This is a genomic window from Hyalangium sp. (assembly GCF_035629615.1).
In the GTDB taxonomy this organism is placed as follows: domain Bacteria; phylum Myxococcota; class Myxococcia; order Myxococcales; family Myxococcaceae; genus Hyalangium.
Genome location: NZ_DASPHO010000762.1, coordinates 1 through 11,891 on the forward strand (window position 1 = coordinate 1; position 11,891 = coordinate 11,891).

The window sequence follows — 11,891 nt, forward strand, 5'->3', positions numbered from 1 at the left end:
AGCGCCTGTACCTCCACCAGCAGCGGCCGGGTGCCGTTGAGCGTGGACGTCACCACGCTCCCGGACTTCCCCACCGGCCGCTCCGCCAGGAAGAGCGCGGACGGATCCGCCACCTCCACCAGCCCCAGCCCCTTCATCTCGAAGACGCCGATCTCGTTCGTGGAGCCGAAGCGGTTCTTGTGTGCACGGAGGATCCGGAACGGGTGTCCGCGCTCGCCCTCGAAGTACAGGACGGTGTCCACCATGTGCTCCAGCACACGCGGGCCGGCGATCGAGCCCTCCTTCGTCACATGGCCCACGATGAAGGTAGGCACCCCCGAGCGCTTGGCGTAGGCCATCAGCCGCCCGGCCACCTCGCGCACCTGGGTGATGCTACCCGGCGCGTTGCCCAGCTCCGGCAGGTACATCGTCTGGATCGAGTCCACCACCAGCGCCGTGGGCTTGAGCGCCTCCGCCGCGCCGAGCACCCGATCCGCATCCGTCTCCGCGAAGAGGTGGAGGGCCTGGCCCTCCACACGCAGCCGCTCGGCGCGCATCTTCGTCTGTCGCAGGCTCTCCTCGCCGGACACGTAGAGCACCGGCCCGTGGCGCGACAGCCGATCCAGCGCCGCCAGCAGCAGCGTGGACTTGCCAATGCCCGGATCCCCTCCGAGGAGCACCAGCGATCCTTCCACCACGCCGCCGCCCAGCACCCGGTCGAACTCGGCGATGCCCGTGCGCCGCCGTGCCTCCACCTCGCCGCTTACGTCCTTGAGCAGCACCGGCTTGGAGGCCCCCCCCGAGGCGCCCCAGGCCGGGCGCTTCTCGTCCGCCTTCGCCTCCGTCTCCTCCACCAGCGAGCTCCAGGCGCCGCAGTCCGGGCACTTCCCGAGCCACTTCGCGGTCTGGTACCCGCACGCCTGGCAGGTGTAGTGCGTCTTTGCCTTCGCCATAGGTAGGGTTCTCTAGCCCGTCCCCCTGACGTTTCCCCCTCTTTTCGAGAGGCCCCGAGCCCCCCAGAGCAGGCAGCCGTCTGGAGAGCGAGCGGACAGGGGAGCGCCCGCGGTGCAAGGGCTCGCTGTCAAGTTGTCCCCCGCGCGCCTGCACCCCACTTTTGGTCCCAACAGCGCCGCACGCCGCGGTGCTCTCCATTCAAGGAGGCAGTCAATGAGTATCATCGCGTTCTTGGTGATCGGTTTGCTGGCGGGCCTGATTGCTCGCGCGCTCCTGCCGGGCAATCAGTCCATGGGGCTCATCGCCACCACGCTGCTCGGCATCGCCGGTTCTTTCGTGGGTGGCTTCATCGGCACGTTCTTCAACAGCGACGGCCGCAGGTGGGATCTCCACCCGTCGGGGCTCATCTTCTCGGTGATCGGCGCAATGCTGGTGCTCTTGCTCGTCAGCATGGCCGGCCGCAACAGGCGCGTCCGGGTCTGACGGAACGACTGCTGGGAGGGGTGATGGGACCGGTGCTCCGGAAGCGCGGGGCGCCGGTCCTGTCGTGTACGTTGTGGGGCCACTCCTTTCCCAGGAGGGAGCCATGATGCGCACGAGAGTCTCCTCACAGAGGCTGATGGCGTCCAGCCTCAGCCTCCTCCTTGTCTCCTGCAGTGCTACCCGGCCCGCGGTCATTGAGCCGTCTGGACCGCAGGATCTGGCCAGGTACGTGCTCATCATCCAGGAACTCCCGGATGGACTCTCCTCGTGCTCGGCTCCTGCTTGATTCTCTTCAGAGGCCTTCAAACCTGATTTTTGTTAGGAGCTCTAACCCGGATCGATCACCAGGGGAGGGATCACCGCGTAGCAACCCACCGATAACTGGAGAGTTCTCAAGGCTTTCCACCCATCGAAGGGATCTACGCGGTGAAAACAGAGTGTAACCCGAAGCAGATCGAGTTCGACGGCGTCGGTAGGCGGAAACTTGTTGCGGCGTTCGACGGCGAGCACATCTCGTCGGATGGTGGGCTGGCGCTGCTCCACCGAACGGACCAGCGGTTCGGCCTCATGCGGAAGTTCGCCGCGTGCTTCGGGGCCGTGGAGGCTTGAGCGGATTAGTGATGAATCGCGACGATGCGCCACTGCAACACGTCAATGGCGTAGTAAGCCCCCATATCGAGAGCAATGGGCCCCTCACACGCCTCGGGGCGTAACCAGATCTGAACGAAGACCAGACCTCCGGGTGCAGGCGCGGCGATCATGTCATACGACTCGCGTTTGTAGAGGCATACCTCGCGAGGCGTTGCGTCCTTGGGAGGTTGGAGATCCCAGGGCCGGAAATCCTCCATGGCGAGCTGCATGGCCACGAACAGGGGGCCTGTGACGGTCACGTTCCCTTCGATGTCGAGAGGCTCCATCGGGAACGTGACGCCTGCAGCTTCTTGCGGCGGGGCATGGACGGGACGCGGAGGACGTCGGAATAGCGCGCAGGCGGGGAGCAGGGCGCAGAGCACCAACAGCAGTGAACGCTTCATGGAGTTCCTCGGGAGCGGCGAGGGCCGAGGCCGCTGGCCGCGTCGGAGCGGTTCAATCGTTGACAAGGGTGACCCGTCCGCTGGCTTTGTTTTCGGGCTTGATGAGACCGATGAGCTTCCAGCTCTCTCCACGGCGCTCGTACAGCTCACCTGGGCGATCCTCCTTCAGGTAGGGGATCAACTTCTGGATGTGACAGGCCTTGTCGAACTGGATGCGAATGGAAAACACCTGGGTCGCGCCGAGCAGGTCAAACCTGCTTTGGAGCATGGGTGAGGGTGACCACGGATGGCCGTGGTAGTCCGCAAGGGTCTCCGGGTGGCCTCGCGCATCCTCCACCTGCCGTGGCACGTAGCAGCTCTTCTCACGGGAGACGCGACCCATGTGGCGATCCGCGAGGGGAGAGGGGTGGCTCGCGTAGTACATGCCGTCGCCCAGGGAGTAGATGAGGCCGCAGTACTCCCGGCCGTAGTCACCAAACCGAGCGCCAGGCAGATCCATGACAGCGGGACAGAGTTGGCCGATCACATCATCGGGATCCTGCGAGGGCTTGATGGCCTCCCACGGCCCTCGCACCCAGATTCGGCCATCCTGGTTGATGCCATAGTTGGCGCCCTCGCTGGCTGGTTCGGGGCCACTGGCGCACCCCACCAGTCCCCAGCACAACAAGGCCAGCCCTGGGAGAAACCGCATTCACACACCTCTGGATTAACGCTAAATTCAGGCTTAGCCTGTTTTTTAGCATATCCGGGGTTTTGGCCTCAATGGAAAAGACCTGGTGAGTTGGGTCGCCTTGGAGCAACCCTACCTGATAGGTCAGGTGGTGTCATGTGCGGCCGCGCTGACGATTCATCTCAGGTGCAGTGAGCCTGCCCCGATTTTGTGGACACCCCTGATGAGTCGAAACGCTTTTGGATCTCGGTAGGGGGCAGATCTACCTCGCGGCGTACTTGCTGTCGGATAGGCCCCGACACTTGTCAACCTGCCCGCGTCACAGCGTTGACAAGGCCTGGGTGTCCGCGCAGTTTGCGCACCTCGTTTACCCGAGGAGCCCATGTCCGACGCCGCCGAGCCCTTTCACGGCCACGCCCACCTCGCCGCTCCGCCTTCGGGAGTCACCGTCCGCCATGACTGGACGCTGCCCGAGGTCCGCGCCCTCTACGATCTGCCGCTGCTGGAGCTGATCCACAAGGCGCAGACCGTGCACCGGGCCGTGTTCCAGGAGAACAAGGTGCAGCTGTGCTCGCTGCTGTCCATCAAGACGGGCGGCTGCTCCGAGGACTGCGCGTACTGCCCGCAGGCCGCGCGCTACAAGACGGGCGTCAAGGCCGAGAAGCTGATGGCCGTGGGGGAGGTGCTGGAGTCCGCCGCCAAGGCTCGCGCCGCCGGGGCCACCCGCTTCTGCATGGGCGCCGCCTGGCGCGAGGTGAAGGACGGCCCCCAGTTCGAGAGCGTCTTGGAGATGGTCAAGGGCGTGCGCAGGCTCGGCATGGAGGCCTGCGCCACGCTGGGCATGCTCACCGAGAGCCAGGCGAAGCGCCTCCGGGAGGCGGGCCTGTCCGCCTACAACCACAACCTGGACACCTCCGCCGAGCACTACGGCGACATCATCTCCACGCGCTCCTACGAGGATCGGCTCAACACCTTGGAGCGCGTGCGCAACGCCGGCATCTCCGTGTGCTCGGGCGGCATCATCGGCATGGGCGAGTCCCTGGATGACCGCTGCAAGCTGCTGCTGACGCTGGCCAATCAGGAGGTCCACCCCGAGTCTGTGCCCATCAACGCGCTCGTCCCGGTGGAGGGCACGCCGCTGGCGGACCAGAAGCGGGTGGAGTCGGTGGAGATGGTGCGGACGATTGCTACCGCGCGCCTGCTCATGCCCCTGTCCATGGTGCGCCTGTCCGCCGGACGCATGCAGATGAACGAGGAGGCGCAGCTGCTGTGCATGCTCGCGGGCGCCAACTCGCTCTTCTTCGGCGAGAAGCTGCTGACCACCGGCAACCCCGAGTTCACCCAGGACATGGCCCTGCTGGAGAAGGCCGGCATCCGGCCGCTCGAGCCGGACCTGTCGCGCTAGCCGCATGGGCGGGGAGGCAGAGCGCCCAGGGGCTGCTCCAGAGGGGGCGGGGATCGCCACGGCGTGGGCCCGGGAGGACCTGGAGGCGCTCGCCGCGCGCGGCCTGCGTCGCTTCCTGGAGCCCCTGGAGTCCCCGCAGGGGCCCTTGGTGCGCGTAGGGGGAGAGACGCTCATCAACTTCTCCTCCAACGACTACCTGGGCCTGGCCACCTCGCCCACCGTGCGCGCCGCGGCCCTAGCGGCCCTCGAGCTCCAAGGGGTGGGCACGGGGGCCAGCCGCGTCGTGGTGGGAGACACCCCCGCGCACCAGCGCCTGGAGGCCCGGCTGGCCACCTTCGAGCGCGCCGAGGCCGTCCTCCTCTTCAACACGGGCTTCGCCGCCAACACCGGCACCATCCCTGCCCTCGTGGGCTCCGGAGACGCCGTGTTCTCCGATGCCCTCAACCATGCCTCGCTCGTGGACGGCTGCCGGCTGTCCCGGGCGCGCGTCGTCGTCTACCCCCATGCCGACGCCGAGGCGCTCGCCCAGGCCCTGGCGGAGACGCCCGCGCGCCGCAAGCTCGTCGTCACCGACACCGTCTTCTCCATGGACGGCGATGTGGCCCCGCTGCGCGAGCTCCTCGCCGCGTGCCGTGAGCACGGCGCCGCGCTCATGGTGGACGAGGCCCACGCCACCGGCGTGCTCGGGGCTCGGGGGGCCGGGCTCTGCGAGGAGCTGGGGCTCGAGGCGGAGGTGGATCTGCGCGTGGGCACACTGAGCAAGGCGCTCGGGTGCCTGGGCGGCTACGTCGCCACCTCTCGGGCCGTGGCGAACCTGCTGCTCAACCGCGCCCGCCCGTTCGTCTTCTCCACCTCGCTGCCCGTGGCCCTCTGCGCCGCCGCCGAGGCCGCCGTGGAGGTGGTGGAGAAAGACGTGAGCCTGCGCGAGCGGCTGTGGCGCAACATTCGCCGCTTCGCCAAGGGGTTGAACGCCCTGGGCCTCCGCGCCGAGCCTCGCAGCGCCATCTTCCCCGTCATCCTGGGCGATCCGGATCGGGCCATGGACGCCGCGCGTCGCTGCCGGGAGCGCGGCCTGCTGGTGAAGGCCATCCGCCCGCCCACCGTCCCCGAGGACACGAGCCGCCTGCGCTTCTGTCTCTCCGCGGCCCACACCGAGGGCCATCTCGATCTCGCGCTGGAGGTGCTGCGCCAGCTCGGAGTGCACCGTGGCGGATAGAACCCCGGAACCGCTCCCCCAGGACCCGTTCGCCGAGCAAGAGGGCGGGCCGTTCCAGATCTTCGTCACGGGCACGGACACGGGCGTGGGCAAGACGCAGGCCTCGTGCGCGCTGCTGTCCCTGCTCGTGGACGCCGGCCTGCGGCCCCAGGGCTTCAAGCCCTACGAGAGCGGGTGCAAGTCGCTCTCGGCCCCTGCGGACACGCTCGCCCTGCGCGCGGCGGCCCGGAGCGAGCTGCCCGTGGAGGCGCTCTGTCCCCACCGCTTCCGTGCGCCGCTCGCTCCCGGTGTGGCGGCCCGACGTCTCGGCCAGGAGCCGGACTGGAGCGCCACACTCGCCGCGTGGGAGCAGCTCCGGTCCGGCCCGGTGGTGGTGGAGGGGGCGGGCGGCCTCTTCGTTCCCATCGACTCGCGGCGCGACATCATCGATTTGATCGGCGCGCTGCAACTCCCCGTGCTGCTGGTGGCTCGGGCTGGCCTGGGTACCCTCAACCATACAGCCCTGTCGCTCCGGGTCCTGGCGGATCGTGGGATCCCCGTACGGGCCGTGCTGCTGAGCCGGAGCACTCCCTCTCGCGATCCTTCCGAGCGTGACAACCGCCTGCTGCTGGAAGAGCGACACGGACTTCGAGTGCTCGGTCCAGTTTCTTTCCTGCGCGATGCGCGCCGCCGTCACACCGCCTTCCGTGAAGCACTGCGCTCACTCGTCCCACATCGCGCGCGAGGCCGGTAAATCGGCCTCCGGCGCGTTGGAAGTGCTACAGGTCGCGCAAGTTTTCGGGAGTTGTGGCCGCGAAATGGACGCGTGTTTTGATCTGCGCGAGAACCCCGATCGCGAATGGCGGACATCATCGACCTCACGCTCCTGGCAGACGTCAGGCGCTACTTCCAGAAGCTCCTCGATACACGCGGGCTGACCTACTTCCTCAAGAAGGAGGGTCCTCGGTTCTTCCAGATCGAGCCCGCGAAGATCGAGCTGGTTATTCGGACCGCGATGCGCACGCGCAAGCCCGGGCAGCCCCGGCCTCCGGAGAAGGCGGTGGATCACTGCCGCACGGAAATTCGCCGGGAGCTGATCCGCCGAGTGGCCAGCGCCATGCTACAAACGGGGCTGTGAGCAGCTTCTCTATTCGCACCCAGTTCCCGCGGATGTTGAACCCCCTGGCCAAGGCCCTGGCGAAGCGCCAGGCCCAGGGGGGATCGCTGGTGGACCTCACCGAGTCCAACCCCACCCGCGTGGGGCTGCCACTGCCGGAGCCGGGGCTGCTGGTCACACCTGCTGCCTTCTCCTATGAGCCGGAGCCCGCGGGCCTGCCCTCCGCGCGCGAGGCCGTGGCGTCGCACCTCGCCACTCGCGGCGCGGTGGTCTCCCCCAAGCACCTGATCCTGTCCGCGAGCACCAGCGAGGCCTACTCCTGGCTCTTCAAGTTGCTGTGTGATCCGGGGGACAACGTGCTCGTCCCGGCGCCCAGCTACCCACTCTTCCAGTACCTCACGCGCCTGGAGGGCGTGGAGCTCTGGCCCTACCGCCTGCCGCGTGCCCACGGCTTCGGCCTGGACGTGGAGGCGATCGCCGCCGCGCGGGATGTGCGCAGCCGCGCGGTGCTCGTCGTCAACCCGGGCAACCCCACCGGCCACTACCTCCACAAGGGGGAGCTGGCCGCGCTGGCGGAGCTGTGCGCGGACACGGACATGGCGCTCATCTCCGATGAGGTGTTCTCCGACTTCGCCTGGGACGAGGAGCCAGATCGGGTGGCCACGGTGGCGGGGCACTCGCTGCCCATGCTCACCTTCTCCCTCTCCGGGCTCTCCAAGGTGGCGGGGCAGCCGGGCCTCAAGGTGGGCTGGATGCATGTGGGCGGCCCCATGGCGGAGCGAGACGAGGCGCTGGCACGGCTGGAGCTGATCGCGGATACGTACCTCTCGGTGGGCACGCCGGTGCAGCAGGCGCTCCCCGGGCTCCTGGCGCACGTGCCGCGCTTCCAGGCCGCGCTCCTGGAGCGGGTGAAGGAGAACCGGCGGCGGCTGGTGGCCGCGCGGCCCGCGGGGGCCACGTGGGACCTGGTGCCCGCGCACGGCGGGTGGAGCGCGATGCTGCGCATCCCCCAGGAGCCGGGCGAGGAGGCCACGTGCCTGGCGCTCCTGGACGAGGGCCTGCTGGTGCAGCCGGGCTACTTCTACGACTACGACGGCGGCGCGGGGCTGGTGCTGTCGCTGTTGCCGCCCCCGGACGTGTTCGAGGCCGCTCTGAGCCCGCTTGTCCGGGTGCTCGGGCGGTGAAGGACTGCCGCTACGGAGGCGGGATGATGTCCTGCTCCGTGAAGGCGCTGCCCTCGATCTGCCAGAGCTCGATGGGAGAGGAGGCCTCGCCCGCCAGGTCGAACTGGAGGCTGCCGCTGGCCCCTTCCACGTTGACGCTCCGCCCGGCGGCCAGCTCGGTCATGGCCTGGTTGACGGTGGTGGGCGTCAGCTCGATGGGAGCCGAGGACGCGCTGGAGACCTTGGTGAGCCCCTCCGCCATCTTGGGCCCCGTCACCGTGTTCGAGGTGCCCTGGCTGTAGGCCACTCCCAGGCCCAGCAGGTACATCGAGTCATAGCTGTGCGAGGTGAAGGAGAAGCCCCGCGGATCCGGTCCGTACTTCTGGATGAAGCGAAGCTGGAAGGAGTTGAACGCCTGTCCCGCCCCCTGGGCCGGCGCGGTCCCATAGGCTCCCTGGAGCTGGTTGCGCACGTCATCCTCGTCCAGCATCGCCGTGTCCTTCGCGCTGTCCGAGAAGAACCACTTGTGCCCCGCTGACGTCTTCAAGTTGGTCGAGCTGATCCCGCGCTTGACGATGAACGACGCGTCGTCCTCGAAGCCCACCACGACGGTGATGTCCGGATCGAAGGCGTCCATCTGCGACACCGCCGAGACGATCGAGGCCTCATCCTTGCGCAGATAGGGGATGGGCCGGACGGTCTTGCTCGAGGTCCTGAGGCGCTCGGTGATGACCTCGAAGAGGCCCACACCGTAGGAGTCCTTGTCCAGGTAGATCAGGCCTACCTTCTGCAAGGTGTTGAAGCGCGCGTCGTTGACGAGGAGGTCGGCGATGACGCGGCCCTGGATGGCGTCCGAGGGAGCGGTGCGCCACAGCAGGCCCGTCTTCGTGTTGTCCTCGCGCGTGGTGAGCTCCGGCGAGGTGCCGCTGGAGCTCATGGTGAGCACGTCCTTCGTCAGGGTGATGGCCGCGGCCGCCAGCGTCTGGCTGCTGCCGGCCGTCAGCAGCGCTACCACTTTCTTGTCGGCGACCAGCCACTGCGTCTGATCGGCGGTGCGGGTAGCGTCGAAGGCGGTGTCACACACGTGCAGGGTGATCTTCCGGCTGGACCTGCCAGGCTCGTTGAGCTCATCCAGCGCGAGCAGGATGGCATTGAGCCCCTGCACCTCGGACTCGTCCTTGCCGGCAGCGGGGTTCGTCGCCGAGAGGCTCAGGGGCAGCACCGCGCCCAGCTGCACGGCTTCCGCGGAGGTGTCGCCGTAGCGCTGGCCGCAGCCGGCTGGCTGGGGCAGGCAGAAGTTGTTCGTGCAGACCTGGTTCGCGCCGCAGTCCTCGCTGGAGTCGCACTCGGACAGCCCGCCCGCGGTGGTGAAGCTGCAGCCCGCGAGCAGGACGGTGCACACGGTCAGGATTCCGAGAGTACGCATCAGAAGCTCACCTCCACACCCGCCCCGGCGCCGCGCGGAGCGAGTGTCAGCCGCACCTCGCCCTCGACGGGGGGGCCGTCCTTGGGGAACACGACGATGGCACCGATGGCGGCGGCCAGTCCCACGCCGAGGCCGATGTCCGCCAGCAGGGCCTTGCTGCGGGTGTTCTTCGCCTCGGCCTCCTTGCCCTCCAGGTTGGTGGCGTCATCGAACTTCGTCCGGGCCTCCCGCGCCTGCAGCCCGAAGAAGATGCCCGCCCCCAGGCTGGCGGCGGACAGGCCGCCCATGCTGAAGGCGATGACCCGCGAGCGGCGATAGTCCGCCATGGCCCGCTCCTGCTCGGCCAGCTGCTGCTGCCGGGAGACCTCTTCGGCGCGCCGGGCGGCAGCCTGCTCCTCCTCCGCCCTGCGCCGCGACGCATCCGCCTCTTCCTGCAGGCGCTTCCTCTCGGCCTCCGCCTCGGCCGTGGCCTTCTCTTCCTTCTCGATCAGCACCCGGAGCCGGTCGATCGCGAGCGCCGAGCGCTTGAGGAGCATGGCGTCCGCCTCCTCGCTCCTCTGGCCCACGTACTGCTGGTAGTAGCTCAGAGACTCGCGCAGCTCTCCCGCCTGCTCGTAGGCGCGGGCGATGTTGTAGATCAGCTTGGAGTTGGGCTGGGCCTCCTGGGCCTTCTTCAGCACCTCGGCGGCCTCGCGGTACTTGCCCGCGTTGTACAGGCGCTCTCCTTCCTTGACGAGCGCGGCCGCGTTCTTCGCTCCCTTCTGGGCCCACGCCGCGGAGGGCGCGGTCACCAGCAGGAGCATCGACAACAGGAAAGCCAGTCTCATGGGCCCCCAGCCTACCGCTGAACCCACCCTGGGGCGAAGAGACGGGCCGTAGGAAACGCTCAGGGCCGCCCCGTGCCCAGAGGACGGGACGGCCCCGGAGAGCCCCTCGGAGGAGGAGCCAGGAGGCTAGTGCCCCAGGCGAGAGATCAGCAGCTTGCGCTGGAGCATGAGCGCCTCGGGCGCCTTGGTGCCCAGCTGCTCGAAGAAGACCTCCTGGCTCTTGAGCTCGGCCTTCCACTCGTCGGCCTTGATGGAGGTGGCCTCCGCCATGGCCTCGGGGGAGAAGTCCAGGCCGTTCGTGTTGATGTCACCCTGGCGCGGCACCCAGCCCAGCAGCGTCTCCTGGGTGGGCACGCGGCCGTGGACGCGGTTCACGACCCACTCCAGCACGCGCATGTTGTCGCCGAAGCCCGGCCACAGGTACTTGCCGTTCTTGTCCTGCCGGAACCAGTTCACCTGGAAGATCTTCGGCAGGTGGGTGATGGACTTCTGCATGTCCAGCCAGTGCTGGAGGTAGTCCCCCATGTGGTAGCCGCAGAAGGGCAGCATGGCCATGGGATCTCTGCGCACCACGCCCACCCTGCCGGTGGCGGCGGCCGTCGTCTCGCTGCCCATGGTGGCGCCGAGGAACACGCCGTGCGTCCAGTTGAAGGCCTGGAGCACCAGCGGGACGGTGGTGGAGCGGCGCCCGCCGAAGATGATGGCGCTGATGGGCACGCCCTGCGGATCATTCGCCTTGGGGCTGAGCACCGGGTTGTTCGCCATCGGCGCGGTGAAGCGGCTGTTGGGGTGCGCCGCCTTCTCACCGGTGCCCGGCTTCCAGGGACGGCCCTGCCAGTCGATGAGCTCGGAGGGCACCTCGCCGTCCTTGCCCTCCCACCACACGTCCCCGTCCGGTGTCAGGGCCACGTTGGTGAAGAGGGTGTCCTTGGCGATGGTGGCCATCGCGTTGGGGTTGGTCTTGTTGTTGGTGCCGGGCACCACGCCGAAGTAGCCCGCCTCTGGGTTGATGGCGTACAGGCGCCCGTCCGGGCCCACCCGCATCCAGGCGATGTCGTCCCCCACCGTCTCCACCTTCCAGCCCTTGTACTCGCCGGGAGGGATGAGCATCGCGAAGTTCGTCTTGCCGCAGGCCGAGGGGAACGCGGCGGCGACATAGGTCGTCTGTCCCTTGGGGTCGGTGACGCCGAGGATGAGCATGTGCTCGGCGAGCCAGCCCTCCTCGCGGCCCAGGTAGCTGCCGATGCGCAGCGCCAGGCACTTCTTGCCCAGCAGCACGTTGCCGCCATAGCCGGAGCCGAAGCTCCAGATGGTGTTGTCCTGGGGGAAGTGGCAGATGTAGCGGCGGTCCGGGTTCACGTCGCCGGTGCTGTGCAGGCCGCGGTTGAAGTCATCCGAGTCGCCCAGCATGTCCAGGGCCGCCTTGCCCATGCGGGTCATGATCCGCATGTTCAGCACCACGTAGATGCTGTCGGTCAGCTCGACGCCGATCTTCGCCATCGGTGATCCGACGGGGCCCATGACGTACGGAATCACGTACATCGTGCGGCCCTTCATCGAGCCGTCGAACAGCTTGCCGAGCTTTTCGTAGGCGTCTTTCGGCGCCATCCAATTGTTGGTCGGACCGGCCTCTTCCTT

14 protein-coding genes are annotated in these 11,891 nt (G+C 68.0%); 8 read left to right on the forward strand and 6 right to left on the reverse strand.

The genetic code is table 11. The annotated features are described in order from the left end of the window. Positions 1-932 (reverse strand): DNA repair protein RadA (radA, locus tag VD972_RS38140; RefSeq protein ID WP_324993748.1); only part of this gene is annotated, 932 nt, incomplete at its 3' end. A gap of 214 nt (positions 933-1,146) precedes the next feature. Here radA and VD972_RS38145 point away from each other — a divergent pair. The 3 genes from VD972_RS38145 (at position 1,147) to VD972_RS38155 (ending at position 2,025) form a co-directional block, all read left to right on the forward strand. After that, positions 1,147-1,416 carry a GlsB/YeaQ/YmgE family stress response membrane protein gene (locus VD972_RS38145; protein ID WP_324993749.1) on the forward strand — a complete coding sequence of 90 codons (270 nt, stop codon included), beginning with the start codon at positions 1,147-1,149 and terminating at the stop codon, positions 1,414-1,416. A gap of 103 nt (positions 1,417-1,519) precedes the next feature. Beyond that, positions 1,520-1,702 (forward strand): hypothetical protein, encoded by a 183-nt coding sequence (locus VD972_RS38150; protein ID WP_324993750.1) that lies wholly within the window; start codon positions 1,520-1,522, stop codon positions 1,700-1,702. 140 nt (positions 1,703-1,842) lie between these two features. After that, on the forward strand, positions 1,843-2,025 hold the full coding sequence (locus tag VD972_RS38155; protein ID WP_324993751.1) for a transposase: 183 nt from the start codon (positions 1,843-1,845) through the stop codon (positions 2,023-2,025). Between the two features lie 5 nt (positions 2,026-2,030). On the opposite strand, the gene VD972_RS38160 is transcribed toward VD972_RS38155, so the two are convergent. After that, complete coding sequence (locus VD972_RS38160; protein ID WP_324993752.1) at positions 2,031-2,450, reverse strand: hypothetical protein; 420 nt, start codon at positions 2,448-2,450, stop codon at positions 2,031-2,033. A gap of 52 nt (positions 2,451-2,502) precedes the next feature. Beyond that, positions 2,503-3,141 carry a hypothetical protein gene (locus VD972_RS38165; protein ID WP_324993753.1) on the reverse strand — a complete coding sequence of 213 codons (639 nt, stop codon included), beginning with the start codon at positions 3,139-3,141 and terminating at the stop codon, positions 2,503-2,505. Between the two features lie 361 nt (positions 3,142-3,502). Here VD972_RS38165 and bioB point away from each other — a divergent pair, with 361 nt between their 5' ends. From bioB to VD972_RS38190, 5 genes are all read left to right on the forward strand, one after another. After that, positions 3,503-4,525, forward strand: coding sequence for a biotin synthase BioB (gene bioB, locus VD972_RS38170; protein ID WP_324993754.1), 1,023 nt, complete (start codon positions 3,503-3,505; stop codon positions 4,523-4,525). Between the two features lie 4 nt (positions 4,526-4,529). Then, positions 4,530-5,741, forward strand: a complete 1,212-nt coding sequence (bioF, locus tag VD972_RS38175) for an 8-amino-7-oxononanoate synthase (RefSeq protein WP_324993755.1) — start codon at positions 4,530-4,532, stop codon at positions 5,739-5,741. Continuing rightward, a complete protein-coding gene (gene bioD, locus VD972_RS38180; RefSeq protein ID WP_324993756.1) occupies positions 5,731-6,474 on the forward strand; it encodes a dethiobiotin synthase in 744 nt (247 codons plus the stop codon). Before bioF ends, bioD begins: the two co-directional genes overlap by 11 nt. A gap of 105 nt (positions 6,475-6,579) precedes the next feature. Continuing rightward, positions 6,580-6,858, forward strand: coding sequence for a hypothetical protein (locus VD972_RS38185; protein WP_324993757.1), 279 nt, complete (start codon positions 6,580-6,582; stop codon positions 6,856-6,858). After that, on the forward strand, positions 6,855-8,021 hold the full coding sequence (locus VD972_RS38190) for a pyridoxal phosphate-dependent aminotransferase (protein ID WP_324993758.1): 1,167 nt from the start codon (positions 6,855-6,857) through the stop codon (positions 8,019-8,021). The genes VD972_RS38185 and VD972_RS38190 overlap by 4 nt, the downstream gene beginning before the upstream one ends. 10 nt (positions 8,022-8,031) lie before the next feature. On the opposite strand, the gene VD972_RS38195 is transcribed toward VD972_RS38190, so the two are convergent. The 3 genes from VD972_RS38195 to VD972_RS38205 all read right to left on the reverse strand — a co-directional run. After that, positions 8,032-9,426: an ABC transporter substrate-binding protein gene (locus VD972_RS38195; protein WP_324993759.1), complete on the reverse strand. Its 1,395-nt coding sequence runs from the start codon at positions 9,424-9,426 to the stop codon at positions 8,032-8,034. Further along, entirely contained in the window at positions 9,426-10,253 is an 828-nt protein-coding gene (locus VD972_RS38200) for a hypothetical protein (protein ID WP_324993760.1), read from the reverse strand. The genes VD972_RS38195 and VD972_RS38200 overlap by 1 nt, the downstream gene beginning before the upstream one ends. Before the next feature lie 126 nt (positions 10,254-10,379). Then, on the reverse strand, positions 10,380-11,891 hold a 1,512-nt coding region (locus tag VD972_RS38205; protein WP_324993761.1), incomplete at its 5' end, for a phosphoenolpyruvate carboxykinase (GTP).